The sequence below is a fragment of the Enterobacter sp. Taxon_8 genome, from assembly GCF_058354585.1.
On the sequence record NZ_CM177989.1, the window covers coordinates 2,351,718 to 2,376,217 of the forward strand.

The 24,500-nt window shown below is 60.7% G+C and carries 5 protein-coding genes; 1 reads left to right on the forward strand and 4 read right to left on the reverse strand.

What is annotated here, in order from left to right:
• Window positions 1-19: 19 nt before the first annotated feature.
• The 4 genes from AC4IBF_RS11135 to AC4IBF_RS11150 form a co-directional block, all read right to left on the reverse strand.
• Window positions 20-1,195: an HlyD family type I secretion periplasmic adaptor subunit gene (locus tag AC4IBF_RS11135; RefSeq protein WP_115875014.1), complete on the reverse strand. Its 1,176-nt coding sequence runs from the start codon at window positions 1,193-1,195 to the stop codon at window positions 20-22.
• A complete protein-coding gene (locus AC4IBF_RS11140; protein WP_325813433.1) occupies window positions 1,192-3,372 on the reverse strand; it encodes a type I secretion system permease/ATPase in 2,181 nt (726 codons plus the stop codon). The genes AC4IBF_RS11135 and AC4IBF_RS11140 overlap by 4 nt, the downstream gene beginning before the upstream one ends.
• 177 nt (window positions 3,373-3,549) lie before the next feature.
• Window positions 3,550-21,555, reverse strand: coding sequence for an Ig-like domain-containing protein (locus tag AC4IBF_RS11145; protein ID WP_491462818.1), 18,006 nt, complete (start codon window positions 21,553-21,555; stop codon window positions 3,550-3,552).
• 121 nt (window positions 21,556-21,676) lie between these two features.
• Entirely contained in the window at window positions 21,677-23,014 is a 1,338-nt protein-coding gene (locus tag AC4IBF_RS11150; RefSeq protein ID WP_491462819.1) for a TolC family outer membrane protein, read from the reverse strand.
• A 741-nt stretch (window positions 23,015-23,755) separates the two neighbouring features.
• Here AC4IBF_RS11150 and AC4IBF_RS11155 point away from each other — a divergent pair.
• On the forward strand, window positions 23,756-24,499 hold the full coding sequence (locus AC4IBF_RS11155; protein WP_252092880.1) for a DeoR/GlpR family DNA-binding transcription regulator: 744 nt from the start codon (window positions 23,756-23,758) through the stop codon (window positions 24,497-24,499).
• The last annotated feature ends 1 nt before the right edge of the window (window position 24,500 follow it).

The following is a 24,500-nucleotide window of genomic DNA, read 5'->3' on the forward strand; positions in this document are numbered from 1 at the left end:
AATTCCGAACGCCACTCATCTATCGTTCCCGCAACGCCTCTTTTGCCTTGTTCAGCGGTTTTAACAGATAATCCAGAATGGTTTTGCTGCCGGTTTTAATGTCTACGGTGGCAATCATGCCGGGAAAGACCGGGAACTCCTGACCTTGCTTATTGGTCAGATGGTTACTGTCGGTACGAATATAGACGCGATAGTAGTAAACATCTCTTTTCACCTCATCCTGCAGGGTGTCCGGCGAAATCATGGTCACTTCCCCTTCCAGCCCGCCGTAAATGGAGTAGTCATAGGCCGTCACTTTCACCAGCGCCTTCTGGCCAGGATGAATAAACGCCACATCGCGCGGCGAGATTTTCGCTTCAATCACCATCTGATCGTCAAGCGGAACCAGACTCATCAGCTTGCCGTTCGGCGGGATGACGCCTCCCACGGTCGTGACGTCAATATCCTTCACGATCCCGCGAACCGGGGCATTGAAGGTCAGCCGGGTCAGAGAGTCTTCACGCCCCTTCATCACCGAACGCTGGGCTTCAATCTCCGCATTGGCTTTCGCCAGCTCTTCACGGGCGCGAACGTAATACTGGTTTTTCATCTCGGTGATTTTGTTCTCAAGCTCATTTTTCTGACGCTCAAGACGCAGCACCTCCACCTTGCTGGCCGCTCCCTGTGTCACCAGCGGACGGGTTAACGACAGTTCGCGCTGCACCAGCTCGGCCCCCTGACGCAAACCGGCCAGTCCTTTTTCGAGGCTTTCACGACGGGACTGGTAGAGCGCCGTTTCCTGTTTGACCAGCTCAACGTCGTCATCCAGCTCTTCCGGAAACGCGAGTTCCGTGTCGTTCACCTCGGCCTTCAGGCGCGCCGCCGTTGCCAGCGCCGCATTCAGACGAGACTCGCTCTCCAGCACGCTCGACTCGGTTTTCGTCCGGTCAAGCTGCGCGAGCTGCTGGCCGCGTTCCACAATGTCGCCTTCGCGCACCATCAGGCTGTGGATAATGCCGCCTTCCAGGGACTGAATGACCTGCTCATGCGAAGACGGTATCACCTTACCGCTGCCGGTGGTCACCTCATCCAGATGGAACAGGCTTGCCCAGGCGATAAACACCGCCAGCAGGGCAAACAGCGACCATGCCACCAGGGTAGAGCGCGGCAGGCGAGGCTCCTTCAGCCGGCTATTGAAACGAGACAAATCATTCATGCCGCGCCCTCCTCTGCAACCGCCGCCGGCTTCATGGTCACGGTGCGCTGTGCTGCTTTTTGCGGTGCCATACCGTGCTGGTGCAGGATAGCGTCGCGCGGTCCGTCCATCACCACCTTGCCGTTTTCCAGCACGATGATGCGGTCGACCAGGTCCAGAATCGGCAGGCGATGCGTCGCCACGACCAGCGTCCGGCGTTTACCCAGCCATTTGTGAAGATGCTGAATAAACTGCTTCTCGCTCATTTCGTCCAGCCAGGCGGTAGGTTCGTCCAGCAGCAGGATATTTGGTGAAGTGATTAGGGCACGCGCCAGCAGCAGCGCCTGACGCTGTCCGCCGGAGAGGCCCGTTCCGCCTTCGTTAATGATGGTGTTCAGCCCCATTTTCTGCTTGCGCACAAACTCCAGCGCGCCGCTGTTGACCAGCGCCTGATGAATTTCGTCATCGGTGGCGAGCGGGTTCCCCATCAGGATGTTGTCCCGCATGGAGCCAAAGAACAGCCGGGCCTGCTGGCTCAGCAGCTGCATGTCCCGACGCACGTCGGCCGGGTCGAGGTGATTGAGCGCAATATCGTCCAGCAGAATGCTGCCCTGCTGCGGCTCCTGCATGCCCGCCAGAAGCTGTAACAGCGTGCTTTTCCCGGAACCATTGCGTCCAAGCACCGCCACGCGCTCCCCGGCGCGGATCTGCAGCTTGCTGATGTTGAGCACGGTGAGTTTCTCTTCCTCGTCGTAGTAAAACCCAACGTCCTCAAGCGAATAGTCGCCGCGCAGGTGGGCCTTGTGCACCTTCTTGCCGTGCTGCGGATCGTCAATCGGACGCTGCATCAGATCGTCCAGCCCCTTGCGGGCCACTTTCGCCGACTGCCAGCGCGAGAGCACGCCTGAGATCTGCGACAGCGGCGCAATGGTCCGCGACGCCAGAATCGAGGTCCCGACCAGCGCACCGGTGGTCATATCGCCGCTGATGACCAGATAACATCCCACCAGCAGCACTACCGCATAAACGATGGACTGCACCTCCTGCGTCCAGGTGAGCAGCAGGCCCGTCAGCCAGCGCTGCTTCATGCCGACGCTGGCGGCGACGTCGTTGGTGTTATTCCACTGGTTCTGGAAACGCTGTTCGGCGCGCATCAGCTTGATGTCTTCAATGCCCTGCACCGCTTCCACCAGCGTGGCGTTTCGGATGGCGGATTCGCGCATCCCTTCGCTGGAGAGTTTCCCCAGCGGGCGCTGTACCAGCAGGCCCGGGATGAGCAGCAGCGGCACGGCGAGCAGAACCACCAGCACCAGCGGACCGCCAATCATCCACAGAATGAAGACGAACAGCAGGAAGAACGGCAGATCGGAAATCGCCGCAATGGTGGTGGAAGTGATCAGCTCGCGCACCGACTCCAGCTCGCGGATCTGCGCGATAAACGATCCGGTTGATTTCGATCGCGCGCCGTTTTTAATCCGCAGCGCGTGGGCAAAAACGCGTTCAGAGATACGCAGGTCGGCGCGCTTGCCCACTACATCAGAAATATGCACCCGCAGCATACGCATGATGAATTCGAACACGATGGCAATCATCACGCCGCCAAACAGCACCCACAGCGTGGCCTCCGACTGCGACGGCACCACCCTGTCGTATACCTGCATGGAGAAGACCATGCCTGAGAGCGCCAGCACGTTAGCCACCAGCGCCACAAGCATAATGTCGCTGTAGCGTCGCCAGTCCTTCAGCGCCAGCTGCCAGAACCAGTTTTTCTCATACGGTTTGATGTAGTCATCCACGCGGGCATCCGGCGTGGATTCAAGCGGGCGCAGTACCATCAGGCCCTTTAACCGCGACCCGATCTCCTCGCGCGTCAGCGTCGTCTCCAGCCCCGCATCGCCGCTGAACTGCAGGCTGACGTTGCCTTCGTTGTCCATGCGGTTGATCACCGCAATCTGCCCGCCGGTAAATTCCGCCAGCAGCGGCAGACGCCACGGATCGAGGGATACCGCTTCCGCCGCCACCACACGCATCCCCAGCCCAAGCTGGCGCGCCATCTCCTCCAGCACCAGCTGGCGCGGAGACTGGCTTTCATGGTTAATTGTGACCCGAACATGCTCCGCGGAAAAATCCAGCCGGTAGTGCTTCGCGATGATGAGCATGCCCTGCAGCCAGGGTTCGTACAGTGGATGTGTCTTCATAAGGCTACGTCCTGTCCAGAGCGGTAATTCCGCCCTGAAATGATACCTTTACGGGATGATTAAAAAACGAACGCTTTCTAAACGAGCCCGCAAAATAATCTTGTGAAATATAGGGTTATGACTATTCGTGTAAAGAAATGCCAAAAGGCCGCGGGGATCGCTCCCCGCGGCGTTGTTTTACGCAATTAACAGCTGATGGTTCGCCAGCAGCGTCGCCAGATCCGTCTGCACGCCGTTCAGGGTCACCAGAGTGGTCGGCGAGAACTGGCCGCCCGTACCGTCCAGGTCAACCTGGATCTCGGTATTGCTGCCGTTCTGCACCACGCGGATGTAATCGCTGATATTGCCCGCGCTGCTGTCCAGCGTGGCCACGCCGTTCACATAGCTCGCCGAGCCCGTGCCGGTATAGCCGCTGCCGGAGAGCAGATCGCGCAGGTCAATACGATCCGTGTCCGCTGTCCCTTCCCAGGTCCCGACCGTAAAGCCGTTCACCACGTCGTGGCCGTTACCGCCCGTTGCATCCGAGGCGTTGATCAGCTTGTAGAGCAACGTATCGTGACCGCCGCTGCCGATGTTGAAGGTGTCATTTCCGCCGCGACCTTCGAACTGGTTATCACCGCTGTTGCCGGTGATGACGTCGTCGAAATCCGAACCGTTAATCCCTTCAATGTTCAGCAGACGCGTGGTGCCGAACCCGGTGTCCTGCGCGGTTGAGAGGCGCAGGTCAACGGTTACGCCGGAGGTCGCATTGCGGTAATCCACCACGTCCATACCACCGGTGTTGCTCCAGGTGTCATAGTCGGAATGGGTATTCCAGCCTCCGGAACCGTTGTAGGTATAGGTGCCGTTTTCCGCGATAAAGGTGTCGTTATACCCGGTCCCGGTAATGGTTCCGCTGTGGCCGCCGGTGGCCGCTTCGGCCGTCAGAACGTAGCCCTCTTTGCCGTTGCCCGCTTCCAGACCGCTCCAGGTGACGTTATCCGACACGCCGTTGGTGATCTTCAGGATCTCAGCCGAATAGGTTTCATTCGGATCAAGCCCGTAGAAGCTCACCAGCGCAGAGGTATCGTTCGAACCGATACCGGACTGGGCGTTGATGATCTGCGAGGCCACCAGCACGCCCGCGGCGTTGTACAGATTGACCGTGTTGCCGTAGTAGGCGTTGATGCCCTCGCTGTCGACAATGTGCAGATGCATCGCGGTGCCGTCAGCAATGGTTTTGCTGTTTTGCACCAGCACCACCTTGCCGTTCTGCTGAGAAACCAGCAGGTCCTGCGCGCCGTCCCAGTTGTAGTCGACAGCCGCCACGCCGGTGACGTTCGCCAGGCCTGAAGCCAGCTGGCTTGAGGTCCAGGTAGAGCCGTAACCGTTGTTGGTGAACAGGGTCGCCGTTTGCGAGCCGCCGTAGGTGCTGAGCTTGACGATGTCCATCTGTCCGTCGCCGTTCCAGTCCACCGCCACAGACAAATAGCCCGCCGCTGCGTTAGAGGCTTCTACCGCGCTCTTGGTGGCCGAGAGCTTCCCGGTACCGTCGTTGTAGTAGATCACCCCGCCGTTGTTGTTGTAGCTGCTGCCCAGGTACAGATCCATGTAGCCATCGCCGTTGAAGTCCGCCCACGTCATGGATGCCGCCGTGGTGGTATTTGAAGCGTTTGCCACAAACACGTTCGTCAGGTTCTGACCGATGGAGAGCGTGCCGTTACCGTTGTTGTTGATCACGGTTAACGAGTACGCGCCGCTGCGGTTAGTGTGCTGGACAATATCTACCGTGCCGTCGTTGTTCAGATCGACGCCGGAGATTTCACGCATGGTGGTGAATTGCCCCCAGAAACCTGCTCCGCCATTGGTCCCATCCGGCGACAGTACGCCGTTCTTGTTGATCAGGTACGTAATGGAGTCCGCGCCGGAGTCACCGTAGGCCAGATCCAGATACCCATCACCTGTTTTATCGTACGCAATCACGCCGCCGTACCAGATGGTAGTGCCCATTGCCAGCTGACTGGCGTTATAGGTACTGCCATCGTAGGTCCACATCACCTGCGTTGACCCGGCGTAGGTATTTTCCGTCGCGAAAATGTCCTGCGTGCCGTTACGGTCAAAGTCGGCGGCGGTCTGGCTCACCACGTAGTAGTTACGGGTGTTGGTCAGCGTATTCCCGGCATAGGTCGAGCTATCGCTGCTGGAGTAAGACTGGCCGTTAGCGATGATATTCCACAGACCGCTGCTGTTCATGCCGAGAGTCATGGTGGAGTTGTTGCTGTTCCCCGCCGTGGTTGCCCAGTCGGTATTCACCGAGGTGGTATCAATCACCAGGCTGCCGGTCGCCGTACCCGTGGTATTGCCGTTACCCGCGCTGCTCTTCACCTGCGCGGTCACGCTGTAGCTCGCCACGCTCAGCGCATCGCCGTCCGGGATCTGCAGATACCAGGTGTTGTGATCCGGGTCGACCACCACCGCACCGCCGGTCTGGGAGGTGTAGGTTTTGCCGTTCACCGTCACCACCAGATATTCGCCGTTCACCAGGTCAGCGGAGACGGTACCGGTGACGATCGGCGTAGTGTCCGACGTGGTCTGCGCGGTAATCGCCGCAGTGGTGGTCGGAATGCTGGTGTCGACGTTCAGCACAAAGCCGTCGGATTCCGTGTAGTTTCCGGCCCTGTCGGTGACGCGCACGATGTAGGTGTGATTCCCGTCGCTCAGGCCGTTGTCCTGGAAGGACCAGCTCGCGCTGCCGTTCATGGTCACCTGGCCGAGCAGTACCCCATCACGGTAGAGCTGCACGATCTCGCCGTCATCCGGGGCACGGTTCAGCGTCCCGTTGATCAGCGGCGAGTTATCGTCCGTTGCCACCGCGCTGCCAAAGGTGCCCTGACGCTCGCCTTCGCCGTCGGTATAGCTGACGACCGTGCCGACCGTGGTCGGCGGCGTGGTGTCTACCGTGACGACCTGAGACGCGGTCGAACCCACGTTGCCCGCCAGGTCGATAATCCGCACCTGGTAGGTGTAGTCGCCGTCAGGCAGATCGCGGGTATCGGTGTAGCTCCAGCGCTGGTTGGTGACCGTGGTATCGAGCCACGTATTCCCGCCGTCCAGGCTGATCTGTACGCGCTCGTCGCTTGCCAGCGCGCTGCCCAGCGAACCGTTAATGGTCAGCGTGGTGTCCATGGTGATGAAATCACTGCCGGACTGGCCGGTATCTTCGCTGATGCTGTCGATGGTGACGCCGTACTGCGGCGCCTGGGTATCCACCGTCACCGCCTGCGAGGTGGTTGCCCCAACGTTCCCCGCCAGATCGACGACCCGTACCTGATAGTTGTGGCTGCCGTCGGTCAGGGTACGCGTGTCGCTGTAGCTCCACTGCGTGCCGCTTACGGTGGCGTATACCCAGGTGCTGCCGCCGTCCATGCTCACCTGCACGAATTCACCCGCGCCGAGTTCTGCGCCGAGCGTTCCGTGCAGCGTGTACGAGGTCGAACTGGTCAGGAAGTCGTTATTGTCGAAGCCGGTATCCACGGTGATGTTATCCACGGTCACCGTAATCGCCGCATCCGGGGCGACCGTATCGACGGTCACCTGCTGATGGGCGCTGGCCCCGACGTTGCCGGCCGCATCCACCACGCGAACGTAGTAGTCATAGGTCTGGTTACCCAGCGTGCGGCCGTCCACGTAGTACCAGCTGTTGCCGGTGACAATCACGTTCTGCCAGGTGACGCCGCCGTCGATGCTGATCTGCGCGTATTCGCCGTCGGCCAGCGTCGCGCCGAGCGAGCCGTGCAGCGTCAGGGACGTGTCGCGAGTGATAAAGTCGCTGCTGCTCAGGCCGGTATCGTCGCTGATGCTGTCGATGGCGATCGTTTTGCTGGCGTCCGGCGCAACGGTATCAATGGTCACCACCTGAGAGGCGGTGGCGCTGATGTTGCCCGCATCGTCAATCACGCGCAGCTGGTAGTTGTAATCCCCGTCGGCCAGCGTGCGGCCATCGACGTACGTCCAGCTCAGGCCGCTGACGCTGACGTCGGTCCAGGTGACGCCGCCGTCAAGGCTGATCTGCGCGTGGTCGCCGCTGCCCAGCGCCGCGCCGAGCGTCCCTTTCAGGCTGATCTGGTTGTCGCTGGTGATAAAGTCGCTGCCGGACAGACCGGTATCCTGCGTAATGGAATCCACGGTAATGGTGGTTGCCGCAGGCTTCGTCAGATCAATCACCACGTCCTGGCTGTCCGTTGCCCCCACGTTGCCCGCGTTATCAATCACGCGGACCTGGTACTGATACGTACCGTCCGTCAGGGTGCGGCCATCGGCGTAGCGCCAGGTGGTGCCGGTCACGGTCAGGTCAATCCAGGTGACGCCGCCGTCGAGGCTGATCTGCGCCTTCTCGTTATTGCCGAGCTGCGCGGTCAGCGAGCCGTTGACGACGACCTGGCTGTCGTTGGTGATGAAATCCGTTGCGCTCAGGCCGGTATCGTTTTGCAGCGAATCAATACTTATCCCCATCGACGGCGCGGTGAGATCCACCGTGACGGTATGGTTATCGCTGGCGCTGTTGCCGATGGTGTTGCTCACCTGCGCATTGATGACGTACGAGCCGCCGTCTGCCAGCGCGGTCACGTCAGCGCTGCCCACCGTGTAGCTCCAGGTACCGTCATTCTGGACGGTAGCCGCATAGGTTTTACCGTTCAGCGTGATGGTCACCTTCTGGCCTGCAGGCGCGTCGGTGGTACCGCTGATGACCAGCGGCGTGCCGTGCTCGGCGGCGTTGACGATGTCGTCCTGCGCAAAGGTGTTAATGGTGATGGTTGGGACATCGCCGTTCAGCGTCACGCCGTGCGTTGCGCTGCCCGGGTTGCCCGCCTTATCGTTCACCGAAGCGGTGATGGTGTACTCCCCGTCGCTCAGGCCGAGGAAATCACGGCCCGGCACGAAGACCGACCACGATCCGTCCGCCCCGACGGTCGCCTGATAGCTGTGCCCGTTGAAGGAGACAGTCACCGTCTGGCCCTGTTCCGCCGTGGTCGTACCACGGATCGTCTGGCCCGCCAGCTGCTCCGCGTTGTTGACGATATCGTCATCGGCCACGGTGCTGATGGTCACGGTTGGCGCAACGGTGTCTACCGTTAAGGTGTGCGTGGTCTGGCCGTTATTACCGGCTTTATCGTTGACCGAGGCGGTCACCGTCAGCGCGCCCTGGCTCAGGACGGCCAGATCTGCCGCCGGCACGTCGAGCGTCCAGGTGCCGTCGCTGCCGACAAGCGCAGTATAGGTTTTGCCGCCCAGCGTCACGGTAACGGTCTGACCCGCCTCCGCGCTGGAAGAACCGTGCACGGTCAGCGGCTGCTGCGCTTCCGCGGCGTTCAGCATGTCGTCAACCGACAGCGTCCCAATGCTCACCACCGGCGCAGTGGTATCCACGCTGATAGTATGCGTTGCGGAGGCGCTGTTGCCCGCGCTGTCCTGTGCCGATACGGACACCTGATAGCTGGCGCCATCGGCCAGGGCGCTGACGTCTGCAACCGGTACGGTAGTCGTCCAGGTGCCGTCGCTCTGAATGGTGGCCGTATAGCTCTTGCCGTTCAGGGTCACGGTGACCTGAGTCCCGCTGGCGAACTGCGCGCTGGAGCCGTTAATCACCAGTGACGAACCGGCTTCAGCCGCGTTGATCACGTCGTCACCGCTAAGGGTGTTCACCGTCAGCGCCACGGAGGCGGTGTTGACCACCACGTCATGGGTCTGGGTGCTGCTGTTACCCGCGCTGTCGGTAATGGTCGCGCTGAGGGTCACGGTGCCGTCGGTCAGGGCGGAAATCACGCTGGCCGGAACGCCCACGCTCCAGTTGCCGCTGGCGTCAACGGTGGTGGTGTACTGGTGCGAACCGAGGGTGATAACCACTTTATCCCCAACGTTCGCGCCGGTTGCCGACCCGCTGACGATCTGCGCCTGGCCGTGCTCCACGCTGTTAATGACGTCATCGCCCGCGACAACGTTAAAGCTGACGGTCGGCGGCGTGGTATCAAGCGTAATTGTTTTGCCCGCGCTGCCCGGGTTACCCGCGGCGTCGCTCACGCTCACCTGCACGGTGTAGCCGTTATCCGCCAGCGTGGAGAGGTCGCTGCCCGGAACGTTAACGCTCCAGATGCCGCCCTGCTGCACCTGCGCGGTATAGCTCTTACCGCCCAGCGTCACGGTGACCGTCTGACCGACTTCCGCCGTAGTGGTGCCGGAGATGGCAACGCCCGCAGCCGCTTCGCTGCCGTTAATCACGTTATCGCCTGCAACCGTATCAATGGTCACGGTTGGCGCAGTCGCGTCCACGCTGTACTCACGCCCCGCCGACGCGCTGTTGCCGTGCGCGTTGGTGACGTTCACCTGCACGCTGGCATCGCCGTCTTTAAGGCCCGCGAGATCCGCAGACGGCACGGTGGCCGTCCAGTTACCGTCGGCATCCACCTTCGCGGTGTAAGTCTTGCCGCCAAAGGTAACAGTAACGGTCTGGTTTTCCTCCACGTTCGAAGTGCTGCCGGAGAGCACCAGATCCGCGCCTTTTTCCGCCGCGTTAATCACGTCGTCGGTGGCAATCGCATCGATGCTGACGGCGACGGCAGACAGATCTACGGTCACGTCATGGCTGATGGTCACCGGGTTGCCCGCCGCGCTCTGGCCTGCAACGGTCACGGTGACCGTACCTGCTGTGAAGGCCGCGACGTCTGCCGCCGGGATCGCCGCGCTCCAGGAGCCGTCCGCCAGCACGGAGGCCGCATAGGTTTTGCCATTGACGGTCACGGTGAGCGTTGTGCCTGCCGCCAGCCCGTCGCTGGTGCCGGAGACGATCAGGTTTTGAGTATGTTCGATGCTATTGATCACATCGTCGCCCGCCACGGTATCAACGCGCAGGCCCGGCAGGCTGGCGTCGATAACGATTTCGCGCTCGCCGGTCCCGGTGTTGCCATGGCCGTTGGTGACGGTGGCTGACACCGTCAGGTCACCGTTGCCCAGCGCCGTCAGGACGGACTCCGGCACGTTCACGGACCAGGTCAGATCGCTCTGCACCGTCGCGGTGTAGGTGTTGCCGCCAATGGTCACGGTGACGGTATTACCCGCCTCCGCGTTCGTTACCTTGCCGCTGAGGGTCTGGCCCGCGGCCACTTCCGCCGCGTTGATGACGTTATCGCCCGCCACGGTGTTGATGGTGACGGTCGGCAGCGCGGTATCCACCAGCAGGTTCGCGGTGTTGCTCACGCTGTTACCCACGCCGTTGGTGGCGCTCGCGCTCAGGGTGTAATTCGCTTCGCCCAGACCCGCCAGATCCGTTGCCGGAACGGTCAGGCTCCAGGTGCCGTCTGCCGCCGTCGTGGCCGCGTAGTTTTTACCGTTCAGGGTCACGGTCAACACGGTGCCTTCCGCCAGGTTGGCGCTGGTGCCGCTGACGCTCAGGTCCTGACCTTTCTCCACCGCGTTCAGCACGTTATCGCCGCTGATGGCGTTGAAGGCCACGGACGGCAGGCCGGTATCGACGGTCACGTTATGGCTGCCGGTACCGGTGTTGCCCGCCGCGTCGGTAACCGACGCGGTGACGGTCACGGTGCCGTCGCTGAGGCCGGAAATCACGCTCGCCGGGACGCCCACGCTCCAGTTCCCCGCCGCGTCCAGCACGGTGGTGTACGTCTGGCCGCCGATGGTGACGGTGACCTTATCGCCCGCTGCCGCGCCGGTGGCGGTGCCGCTGATGATGTGCGCCTGGCTATGTTCTGCGAGGTTAATGACGTCGTCGCCCGCCACGGTATTGATGGTCACCGCAGGAACGGTCACGTCCACCGTCAGAGTGTGATCAACCGACGCCGGGTTGCCCGCCTTGTCGCTTACCGATGCGGTAACGGTCACGCTGCCGTCCGTCAGGGCCGCAACATCGGCCGCCGGGACGTTGAGAGTCCAGCTGCCGTCCGCGCTGACGGCTGTGGTGTAGTCTTTGCCGTTCAGCGACACGGTCACCGTCTGGCCAGCTTCTGCAGAGCTGGTACCGGACACGGTCAGATCGCTCTTCGCTTCGGCGGCATTCAGAATATCGTCCGTCGCCAGGGTGTTAATCGTGACGGTCGGCGCGGTGGCATCCACGCTGTACTCACGTCCCGCCGAGGCGCTGTTGCCGTTGACGTTGGTGACGCTCACCTGCACGCTGGCATCGCCGTCCTTCAGGCCAGCCAGATCCGCAGACGGTACGGTCCAGGTCCAGCTGCCGCTGTCGTCCACCGTGGTGGTGTAGATTTTGCCGTTCAGGCTGATGGTCACGGTCTGCCCGGCTTCCACGTTGGTGGTCGCACCGGACAGCACCAGATCCGCGCCCTTCTCCGCCGCGTTAATCACGTCGTCGGTCGCAATCGCATTGATGCTGATGGCAACGGTCGCCAGATCTACCGTCACATCATGGCTGATGGTAATCGGGTTACCCGCTGAGCTGTCGCCGGTCACGCTGATTTTGACGGTGCCTTCCGGCCACGCGCTCACGTCGGTAGACGGAACAGCCGCACTCCAGGTGCCGTCCGCCAGCACCGTGGCCGCATAGTCTTTGCCGTTGATGGTGACGGTCAGCGCCGTGCCCGGCGCCAGCCCGTCGCTGGATCCGCTGACGATCAGGTTTTGAGTATGTTCGATGCTGTTGACCACGTTGTCGCCCGCCACGGTATCGACGCGCAGGCCCGGCAGGTTAGCGTCGATAGCGATTTCGCGCTCGCCGGTACCGGTGTTGCCGTGGCCGTTGGTGACGGTCGCCGTTACGCTCAGGCTGCCGTTACCCAGCGCGGTCAGCACGTCAGACGGCACGTTGACGGACCAGGTCAGATCGCTCTGCACCGTCGCGGTGTAGGTGTTGCCGCCAATGGTCACGGTGACGGTGTTGCCCGCTTCGGCATTCGCCACGGTGCCGCTCAGGGTCTGGCCTGCCGCCACTTCCGCCGCGTTAATGACGTTATCGCCCGCCACGGTGTTGATGGTGACCGTTGGCAGCGCGGTGTCCACCAGCAGGTTCGCGGTGTTGCTCACGCTGTTGCCCACGCCGTTGGTGGCGCTTGCGTTCAGGGTGTAGTTGGCCTGGCCCAGACCCGCCAGATCCGCCGCCGGAACCGTCAGGCTCCAGGTGCCGTCTGCCGCCGTCGTGGCCGTGTAGTTTTTGCCGTTCAGGGTCACGGTCACCACGGTGCCTTCCGCGAGGTTGGCGCTGGTGCCGCTGACGCTCAGGTCCTGACCTTTCTCCACCGCGTTCAGCACGTTATCGCCGCTGATGGCGTTGAAGCTGACCGAAGGCAGACCGGTATCGACGGTCACGTTATGGCTGCCGGTACCGGTGTTGCCCGCCGAGTCGGTAACCGACGCGGTGACGGTCACGGTGCCGTCGCTGAGGCCGGAAATTACGTTCGCCGGGACGCCCACGCTCCAGTTCCCCGCCGCGTCCAGCACGGTGGTGTACGTCTGGCCGCCGATGGTGACGGTGACCTTATCGCCCGCAGCCGCGCCGGTGGCGGTGCCGCTGATGAGTTGCGCCTGGCCGTGTTCTGCGATGTTAATCACGTCATCGCCCGCCACGGTATTGATGGTCACCGCCGGGACGGTGATATCTACCGCCAGGTTGTGATCCACGGACGCCGGGTTACCCGCCTTGTCGCTGACTGATGCGGTAACGGTGACGCTGCCGTCGGTTAATCCTGCCAGATCGGCCGCCGGAACGTTCAGCGTCCAGCTGCCGTCCGCGCTGACGGTTGTGGTGTAGTCTTTGCCGTTCAGCGATACGGTGACCGTCTGGCCCGCTTCGGCGGTGCTGGTGCCGGAAACCGTCAGATCGCTCTTCGCTTCGGTGGCATTGAGAATGTCGTCCGTCGCCAGGGTATTGATGGTCACGGACGGTGCGGTCGCATCCACGCTGTACTCGCGGCCCGCCGAGGCGCTGTTGCCGTTGACGTTGGTGACGCTCACCTGCACGCTGGCGTCGCCGTCTTTCAGACCCGCCAGATCGGCCGCTGGCACCGTGGTCGTCCACTTGCCGTCGGCGCCTACGGTCGCGGTGTAGCTTTTGCCGCCGAAGATGATGGTGACGGTCTGGTTTTCTTCGACGTTTGAGGTAGTGCCTGAGAGCACCAGATCCGCGCCCTTCTCGGCCGCGTTAATCACGTCATCGGTGGCGATGGCGTCAATGCTGATGGCAACGCTCGCCAGATCCACCGTTACATCGTGGCTGATGGAAACCGGGTTACCGGCGCTGCTCTGGCCCGCAACGGTTACGGTGACCGTGCCTGCATTCAGCGCACCCACGTCCGCGGCCGGGATCGCCGCGCTCCAGGTGCCGTCCGCCAGCACGGTCGCCGGATAGGTCTTGCCGTTTACGGTCACGGTCAGCGCCGCGCCTGCCATCAGCCCGTCGCTGGAACCGGTGATAATCAGGTTCTGCCCGTGTTCGATGCTGTTGATAACGTCGTCACCCGCCACGATATCCACGCGCAGGCCCGGCAGGTTAGCGTCGATCGTGATATCGCGCTCAGCGGATCCGCTGTTGCCGACGCCGTTGGTCACGCTGGCTGACACCGTCAAATCGCCGTTGCCCAGCGCCGTCAGAACAGATTCAGGGACATCGACGGACCAGGTGAGATCGCTCTGCACCGTTGCGGTGTAGATGTTACCGCCAATGGTCACGGTCACGGTGTTGCCCGCTTCGGCATTCACCACCTTACCGCTGATGGTCTGGCCGGCTGCCAGCTCTGCCGCGTTAATGACGTCGTCGCCCGCAATGGTGTTAACGATCACGCCCGGAAGAACGGACTCCACGTTCACGGTGTGCGACGCGCTGGTGCTGTTACCGACGCCGTCCGTCGCCGAGGCGGTGACGGTGTAAAGCGCCTCGCCCAGCTGACCGACTTCGCTCGCCGGAACGGTGGTGGTCCATTTTCCGCTATCGTCCACCTGCGCACTGTACGCTTTGCCGTTCAGCATCACGGTCACCACCGCGCCTGCCGCCAGGCCGGAAGCCGTACCGGAGAGGGTCAGATCCTGGGTTTTTTCAGTATTGTTGATTACATCGTCACCGGAAACGGTGTCAATGGTCAGCCCCGGCGCGGTCAGGTTCACCTCTACGCCGTGCGTGGCGCTGTTGCTGTTGCCGGCTTTATCGGTCAGCGCCGCGGTGATGGTGTAATCCCCGGCGGCCAGCGCGGTTACGTCCGCCGCAGGCACGCCAACGCTCCAGTTGCCGGAGGCGTCGAGAGTGGCGGTGTACGATTTGCCATTGAGGGTGACGGTGACCACATCGCCCGCCGCCGCGCCGGTCACGGAACCGGTGACAATCAGGGCCTGCGCATGCTCGGCGCTGTTGATCACGTCGTCGTCGGAAACGGTGTGAATGGTCAGCTGTGGAACGGTGGTATCAACCAGCACGTCGCGATCCGCGGAGGCCGGGTTGCCCGCTTTATCCGATACGGCGGCGCTGACGGTGTAGTTCCCGTCGGCAATCGCGCCCAGATCGGCGGACGGTACGGTCACGCTCCAGCTGCCGTTAGCCTCAACGGTGGTGGTGTAGTCCACGCCGTTCAGGGTCACGGTGACGGTCTGACCCGCTTCGGCGTTGGTGACGCCGTTAATCACCAGATCCTGCTGCGCTTCGGCCGCATTGATAATGTTATTGTCGCTGACGATCTCGATAGACACCGTCGGCGCTGTAGCGTCCACGCTGTACTCGCGGCCCGCGGACGCGCTGTTGCCGTTCACGTTGGTGACGCTCACCTGCACGCTGGCATCGCCGTCCTTCAGGCTGCCCAAATCGGCAGACGGCACGGTAGCCGTCCAGTTGCCGTCGGCATCGACCGTCGCGGTGTACGACTTGCCGCCGAAGGTGATGGTGACGGTCTGGTTTTCTTCCACGTTGGTGGTGGAGCCGGACAGCACCAGGTCCGCGCCTTTCTCCGCCGCGTTAATCACGTCGTCAGAGGCAATCGGGTTAATGCTGATGGCGACTGCCGCCAGATCCACCTTCACGTCATGGCTGATGGAAACCGGATTGCCCGCCGCGCTCTGGCCGTCCACGGTCACGGTGACCGTGCCCGCATTCAGCGCGCTGACGTCTGCCGCCGGAATGGCCGCCGTCCAGGTGCCGTCCGCCAGCACGGTTGCGGCGAAGGTTTTGCCGTTGACGGTCACCGTTAACGCCGCGCCCGTTGCCAGGCCTTCGCTGGAGCCGGTAATAATCAGGTTCTGAGCGTGCTCAATGCTGTTGATCACGTCGTCGCCCGCTACGGTATCCACGCGCAGGCCCGGCAGGTTAGCGTCTATAACGATTTCGCGCTCGCCCGTTCCGGTGTTGCCGTGGCCGTTGGTGACGCTGGCTGACACGGTCAGATCGCCGTTCCCGATGGCGGTTAAGACCGTGGACGGCACGTTGACCGACCAGCTCAGATCGTCCTGAACCGTCGCCGTATAAGTATTGCCGCCGATGGTAACGGTGACAGTGTCACCGCTCGCCGCGCCGCTCACTTTCCCGCTCAGGGTCTGTCCGGCAGCCACTTCCGCCGCGTTAATAACGTCGTCCGTGGCGACCGGGTTGATGGTGACCTGCGGCAGCGCGCTGTCGACCAGCACGCTGTGACCGGTGCCCGCGCTGTTGCCCGCGGTGTCGGTTACGCTCGCCGTCACCACGTAGCTCGCTTCGCCCAGCGCGGAGACGTTTGCCGCCGGAACGGTCACGCTCCAGTTCCCGCTCGCGTCGGCGGTGGCCGTATAGCTGATGCCGTTCAGCGTCACCGTAATGGCGGTTCCTTCCGGCTGGTTGCTGGTGCCGGACACCTGCAGATCCTGGCCTTTCTCGGTCGCGTTGATCACGTCGTCAGCCGCCAGGGTATTGATGGCAATGACCGGCGCGGTCAGGGAGACGTCAAACTCGTGCGTCGCGGTGGTGCTGTTACCGGCTTTGTCGGTGAGGGTCGCAGAAATCGTCTGCTCACCGTTGACCAGCGCGCCCACGTCCGCCGCCGGAACGCCCACGCTCCAGTTGCCGGACGCATCCAGCATGGCGGTGTAATCTTTACCATTCAGGGTCACGGTGATCGCGTCACCCGCCTGCGCGCCCGTCACCTTACCGGAGACGATCAGCGCCTGGCCATGCTCGGCAATATTGATGATGTCATCGCCCGCAACGATGTTGAAGCTAATCTGCGGTACGGTGGTGTCGACCAGCACCGATGAGCCCGCGCTGGCCGGGTTACCTGCTTTATCGGACACGGTCGCCGTTACCGCGGCGCTGCCGTCGGTGATGCCCGCCAGATCCGCCGCAGGCACGTCCAGCGTCCAGCTGCCGTCCGCCTGCACCTGCGCGCTGTATTGATTGCCGTTGAAGGTCACGGTGACCGTCTGGCCCGCTTCGGCAGTAGAGGTCCCGCTCAGGGTCAGATCCTGCGCCGCCTCTGCCGCATTCAGCATGTTATCGCCGCTGATGGTGTTGATGGTAACCGTCGGCGCGGTGGTGTCGACGCTGAATGCCTGCGCCGAAGACGCGGCGTTGCCGTTCACGTTGATGACGCTGACCTGAACGCTGGCGTCGCCGTCTTTCAGGCCGCTCAGATCGGCAGCCGGAACGGTCCAGGTCCAGTCGCCGTTGCCATCCACCGTCGTGGTGTAGGTTTTCCCTGCGAAGGTGATGGTCACGGTCTGGCCCGCTTCAACACTGGAAGTGGTGCCGGACAGCACCAAATCCTGGCCTTTTTCCGCCGCGTTAAGCACGTTGTCGTCGGTCACGCTGTTGATGGTGATGGCGACCGGCGCGAGATCGACGTCCACGACGGTCCCGATGGTTACCGGGTTGCCAGAAGCATCCTGCGCGCTTGCCTTGATATCCAGCGAGCCATCCGCCCACTGGGACACGTCCGCAGCAGGTACCGCTGCCTGCCAGGTGCCGTCCGCCAGCACCGTTGCGGAATAGGCTTTGCCGTTGATGGTCACGGTCACGGCGCTGCCCGCCGCCAGATCGGTGCTGGTTCCGGATACAATCAGGTTCTGCGCGTGTTCAATCACGTTGATCACGTCGTCGCCTGCGACCGTATCAATACGCAGTCCCGGAAGCTGGGCGTCGATGGTGAAGTCGAGCGAAGAGGAACCGGTATTGCCGTGCGCGTTGGTGACGCTTGCCGATACGGTGAGATCCCCGTTGCCGAGCGCGGTGAACTGGCTCTCGCTTAACGGCAGGCTCCAGGTCATATCGTCCTGCACGGTAGCCGTGTATGTCTGGCCGCCAAGGATAATCGTGACAGTGTCACCTGGCGCCGCGTTCGTGACTTTACCGGACAGGGTTTGCCCTGCCGCCACTTCCGCCGCGTTAACGATATTGTCGCCCGCCAGCGTGTTAATCGTCACCACCGGCAGCGAGCTGTCTACCAGCACATCGTGTGAGGCTGAGGCGCTGTTGCCTACGCTATCGGTGACGTTCGCCGTCACGGTGTAATTCGCTTCGCCCAGCGCCAGCACGTTTGCCGCCGGTACGGTCACGCTCCAGTTGCCGCTGGCGTCAGCGGTGGCCGTGTACTGAATGCCGTTCAGGGTCACCGTAATAGTCGTGCCTTCCGGCTGGTTGCTGGTGCCGGAAATCTGCAGATCTTCGCCTTTCTCGGTCGCGTTAATCACGTCGTCCGCCGCCAGCGTGTTGATACCGATGACAGGCGTCACGGTATTCACCACCACATCCAGCGAACTGCTTCCGGTATTGCCGGATCTGTCGGTCACGGAGACGTCAACTGTCCAGGTGCCGTCAGCCAGCCCCTGCACGACGGACGCCGGCAGGCCAAGGCTCCAGTTGCCCGCCGCATCCACCACGGTGGTGTAATCGACGCTGTTAATGGTGATGGTCACCAGATCGCCCGCTGCCGCGCCGGTGACGGAGCCGCTCAGGACCTGCGCCTGTGAATGGGCGAGCTGGTTAACGGTGTTGGTGTCGGTGACAAAGCTGTTGATGGTCACCTGCGGCACGGTCGCGTCCACCAGCCCCACGCGGTCGGCGCTGCTGGTGTTGCCCGCCACGTCGCTCACGGTGGCCGTCACGGTAACGATGCCATCGTTGAGGGCACCGACATCAGCCGCCGGGACGCTCAGCTGCCAGGTACCGTCCGTCTGGACCGTAGTCTGATACGTTTTGCCGTTCAGCGTCACGGTAACCGTCTGGCCGGGTTCCGCACTGCTGCTACCGCTTAACAGTAAATCCTGCTGCGCTTCAGCCGCGTTGATAATGTTATCGGCGGTCAGGTTATCGAGCGTAATCGCCGGTGGCTGCGTATCCACCGTGACCACGCGCGACGCGTCGGCACTGTTGCCGTTGACGTTAGTGACGCTGACGCTCACCTGCGCGCGCCCGTCAATCAGGGTTTCCATGGCGCTGGCGGGCACGGTCAGGCTCCAGGAGCCGTCCTGCTGCACCTGCGCGGTGAAGGTCTGGTCGGCGAATTTCACCACCACGGTCTGCCCCGCCTCTACACCCTGCGTCTGGCCGGAAAGGGTTAAATCGGCCCCTTTTTCTGCGGCATTCAGCAGGTCGTCGCCGGAGACGGTATCAATAGTGACCGCTACGGCGTTCAGATCCAGTTCAATCGGGTGTTCAGCCGCAACGGTGTTGCCCCAGGCATCTACCGCGCTGACGCTAACCGTGATGCCTCCCGCGCTCCAGGCCTGCAGGTCCGCCGCCGGGACGCCGATCTGCCAGTTGCCGCTGGCGTTAACCGCGGTAACGTAATCAACGTTGTTGATGGTGACGATAATCTGCGTGCCCGCTGCCAGATGGGTGCTGGAGCCGGTGACGGTCAGATCCTGCTGTTGCTCAATGGCGTTGATCACGTCATCGCCGGAAATGGTGTTTACGCGCAGGCCCGGCAGTTCAGCATTGATATTGATATCGCGCTCGCCGGTGCCGGTATTGCCGTGCCCGTTGGTCACCGACGCGGTAAAGGTTAAATCCCCGTCGCCGAAGGCCTGAAGATCCGCCGACGGAATTTTCACGCTCCAGGTCAGGTCGCTGCCAACCGTTGCGGTGTAGCTCTTGCCGCCCACGGTGACAGACACGGTATCGCCCGCCGCCGCGCCGGTGACGCGACCGCTGAGGGTTTGATCGACGCCCGCTTCGGCGTTATTGACCAGGTTGTCGCCCGCAAAGGTGTTGATAATGACCTGCGGAAGTACGGTATCCACCAGCAGCGTCGCCCCGGCAGAGCCGCTGTTACCCACGCTGTCGGTACCGCTGACGCTGACGGTGTAAAGGGTGTTCGCCAGATTCAGCACGTCGGAAACCGGCACCTGGACCGCCCAGATACCGTTTTCAACGGTGGCCTGATAGCTGACGTTGTTCAGCGTCACGGTGATGGCGCTGCCGTCAGGCAGGTTGCTGGTGCCGGTGAGGCTCAGCGGCTGCATTGCCTCCTGAGCATTCAGCACGTTGTCCTGGCTGATGGCGTCAATCGTAAATTCTGGCGGGTTTCCGCTCAGCGTAATATCGTGCGTGGCGCTGCCGGTGTTGCCTGCCGCGTCGGTCACGGAAACTGAAATCGTATGGTTACCTTCTCCCAACGCGCCCAGCACGGACGCCGGAACACCTACGCTCCAGCTGCCGTCCGCCAGCACCACGCCGGTGAAAGACTGTCCGCCAACGGTCACGGTGACCACATCGCCTGCCGACGCGCCGCTCGCCTGCCCGGAAATAATCTGCGCCTGCCCCTGCTCGCTGATATTGAGGGTATCGTCGCCCGCCACGGTATCGATAGTGACGACCGGCGCAGTGGTATCAACCGTGAAATCTCCCGTCACGGACGTACCGTTGCCCGCTTTGTCGCTAACGTTAACCGTCAGAGTGTGATTGCCCTCGTTGAGCGCCTGCACGTCGTTCGCTGCAAGCGTGACGGACCAGGTGCCGTCGCTACCCACCGTAGCGTTATAGTTTTTACCGTTCAGCGTGACCGTGACGATCTGACCGGCTTCCGCATTCGTTTTACCGGTCAGGGTCAGCGGCTGATTGTGCTCAGCCGCATTAATGATGTTGTCCTGCGCGAGGGTATCGACAGAGAGGGTTGGTGCGGTGGTATCCACGCCGATCGTCTGGCTGCCGCTCACGGTATTACCCGCCGCGTCTTTGCCGCTGACGTTAATCGTCCAGGTGCCGTCGCCCAGCGCCTGCGCGTCTGCTGCAGGCACGTTCACGCTCCACGCGCCGTCTGCCCCGACTTCAGCCGCGTAGGTTTTGCCGTTCAGCGTTACGGTAAGTACGGTACCCTGCGCCAGGTTTTTGCTGGCTCCGGAAACCGTAAAGCCCGCGGATTGTTCGCTGGCGTTCAGCACGTTATCGCCCGCCGTGGTGGCAAGCGTAATGGCGGCATCGGCGGTTGAAACCGTCACGGTGATACTGCCCGCAGAGGTGGTTTTACTGCCGTCGATCTGCACGACCGACCAGGTGTGCTCCCCGTCCGTCTGGGTCGGTAACATTACCGTCCACGTGCCGTCTTTGCCGACCATCGTGCTCGCAATGGTGCTGCCGCTGCTGTCTTTAACCTGGATGGTCGCGCCTGGCTGACCGGTACCGCTAAAGGTTGGGTTGCTGTCGTCCGTGATCTCGTTTGCGCTCAGCACGCCCTGCTTGTCACCCGCTTTATCCGACAGCAGGAAGGTTGGCGTGGCGCTTTCCACCTCTTTGGTATTATCAATAACTTTTGTCTTAGTTTCGCCGTCGCCGCCGTTTGCCAGCAGCGCCCCGATGGCACCGCCACCTAATGCAGCTCCCGCAATCCAGCCCCACGGCGCGTCGCTTAAGACGCTTTCCTGTTCAAGGAAAGGTTGAATGCTGCTAATCGGTGTGGCCTGCGCGGTTAACTCGGTCACCGCAGCACCTGACGCGTCCCCGGCATCGGCAAAAGAAATATGCGTCAGTTCCTGACGATCGTTGAATACCAGCTCTGACTGAGTATGCGTTTCAGGATCTTCAACAAAATAGTTATTGCAGCGAATTACGCTGCCATCTTTCATATAAATGAGGAGGTCTTTACCCTGGCGGACATAGCGCACCACATCCTGAGCAGAACCCTGGATTTCAATCACGCTCGGGGATGAAATAGAGACCGACAGATTTCCTTCGCCGGTTAATTTCGTTTTCTCCGCCGTTTTGCGAATGATGACATCAACAACTTTTATGTTACTCATATTCTTCTCCTTGCAGGTGTACGGATTCCTGTGGATATGTCCACCAGATGGATGTAGCTATCCCTGGGAAAAAACACCCATTATTTTCAGTCTTACTTTGCGCAACACTGCGCGTCTTTTATTAACTCAAATCGGGTAATTTTGCGGCAGCGTTTTTCTCTATTCCAATAAGCGGCATTAAATTATCAACCGCGGAAGCATAATTAATTGCCGAACTCCAGCCATCATACTCAGCGATTATTTTCGCCGAAGTAGCCTGCCAGACATCCTGCTCAACGCTGAGCAGATCGTTAATGCTCCGCTTGCTCAGGGTGTACTCATTTTTATAAACATCCCGGGCGCGCAGGGCATTTTCCAGCTGCTGCTTCCCGGCCTCCATTCTTCCCCGTGCGCCGGTCCAGTCCGCCTGCGCGACGGAGGCTTTTTGCAGGACGTCGAAACGCGCCTGATCGACCTGAGAGGAGGCCATCGCTCGTGCTCCTTCAGCCTGCCGCACTCGTGCGGAAACTGCGCCCCCCTGATAAAGCGGTGCGTCAATATTGAGCTGGATCTGGTCGTCCCAGTACGAACGGTTGTCCGATTCATAACGGGTGCGCCCACCCTTCAGGCTTAACGTCGGCCAGTGCTGGGACTTCGCCGTTTCCACGCCGTACTGGGCAGAGCGCTCCATGTTTTGCGCGGCCATAACCGCCGGTATCAGCGAGTAATCAATGCGGTTGAGCGAATCAGGTTCAACCGCGAGGTTTGCAGGTACAGGCAAATAGTTTTCTGCCTGCATACCGGTTAATACCGCAAGCCGCGCGCGGGCGCTGTTTAAGGCGGCCTGATACTGCGCGACCGTCGCCTGCATGCCGGCAATACGCGTGCGGGTCTGGAGCTCATCGGAGGTCGAGCTCACGCCCGCATCGGCGCGTAGCTTTGCCAGCTGCTCAACGTTTTTCAGCGCCTGAACGTTCTCCTTTGCCGCCTGCAGCAGATCGGCATAGCGTTTGACCTCGACGTAGCTCAGCGCCGTTTTTTCCGCCACGTCAGAGAGCGTGCCCATCAGCTGATAGCGATAGCTATCGCGCTGGGCGGAAGACTGGCTGATGCTGTTATTAGTCTTGCCAAAATCGTACAGCAGCTGCGTCAGGCTCAGCCCCCAGGCGGCCGAATTCTTCAGCGACCCGCTGGAATCGGTGGTCTGGCTGTGCCCTGTACTCCCGTTCAACGATATTTGCGGCATCCAGCCGCTGCGCGCTTCATCTATTTGTGCCTGGCCAATACCCAATTGTGCGGCCTGCTGACTAATAGACGGATCGCGATCGATAGCAAAAAGAATACTTTCTTTTAAGGTTGTCGTGGCAACCGGGGCAATGCCCACCTGACTGCTATTGGCGTACGCCGTATTTATGGCTAATGAAATGAATGCCAGTGCTGCTGTAAATCGGCGTAACATAGGCTTTCGTAATATCGTCATTGTTATCTCCCTGACTCTGAGTGACACTGAAGCAATTACCCAAAAAGAGGTATAGATAATTAGACAAATATCTTATTTAGCATCCTTGCCGTATTTTAGGTAAAACTCCCCCATACCCATTTCCTCTGGAGATGAGATCTGCCTGCGTCTTATTTAAATTAAGAATTTACTTATTTCCTAAAGTGGTTAGCAGCATAACAAAATGTGTTATAGGCCACTACACCCTCAATGTTAAGGCGGTGTTACAATTAAGAAAAAATATGGGGTTTCTGGACAAAACTCTTAAAATGACCTTTCAGATGAAACATATAAACCGACTGTTATTTAAGGAAAATTCTTAATTTGCTCCCTGCACATTTTTGCGTTAATTTCCGCTCGGGTCAGACACAAAGATTTTCAAAGAAGTGTCAATTTAAGTAGCCAAACAGGCCCAATTAAAATTTAATGCCATTAATAAACTAATTAAAGCAATTAAAAACCGAACTATCACCATTTAACAGAATTAAAACCCAGACAATGATGGTGCAGTGGTTACATAACCCAAACTGTTAAATAAAACATAACAATAACATTATGATTAACATTCAAAACGGCTTGCTTATACCTTTTTAATAAAATTTTAATAATCACGCATCTGAATCATCACCTCACTCCCCGACATCAAAACGACATTGCCCTTTTCTCTGCGTTAAAATGCTGTATTATGCAAACTATTGCGACATTTTGCAGGAATGTACCCCCATGCACAAAACCGCTCGTCAACGCTACGTTCTGGATATCCTGAGCGAGCAAGGCCAGGCCAGCATCACCGAGCTGGCCGAAAAGCTGCAGGTTTCAGCCGATACCATTCGTCGGGATCTGACCGACCTGGAGAACCAGGGCCTGGCGCAGAAGAACCACGGCGGAGCCATCGCGTTGAATCTCTCAGCCATGAACCGTCAGGGCCGCAATACGCTGCTGCCGGAGACCAAACAGCGCCTGGGTAAGCAGGTCGCACAGCAGGTTCCACCGGGCTCCACCCTTTTTCTGGATGCCGGGAGCACGGTGATGGCCGTCGCCACCTTTCTTCAGGGGCCGCTCACCGTCATTACCACGTCGCTGGATATCGCCCAGTACTTTAGCGACCGGGAAGACGTTGAGCTGATCCTGCTCGGCGGCAAATGGGACCACCAGCAGCGCCTGTTTGCCGGAAGCGCCACGTTATCTTTGCTGTCCCGTTATCGGGCAGATATCGCCATCCTCGGGGCGTGCGCCATTCATGCCGAACTCGGTCTGAGCGCCGGTAAAGAAGCGGATGCCGAGGTTAAACGCGCAATGCTCGACGCAAGCCACGTGCACTGGATTGTCGCCGATCATCTGAAAATTAACCGCTGCGAGCCGTATCTGGTTTCCGGGTTATCCAACATTCAACAACTCTTTTTAGATCGTCCCTGGCCTGAGCTTGGGGACCCTGGCGCATTGCAGGTCACGGTGTGCGCGAATTAAC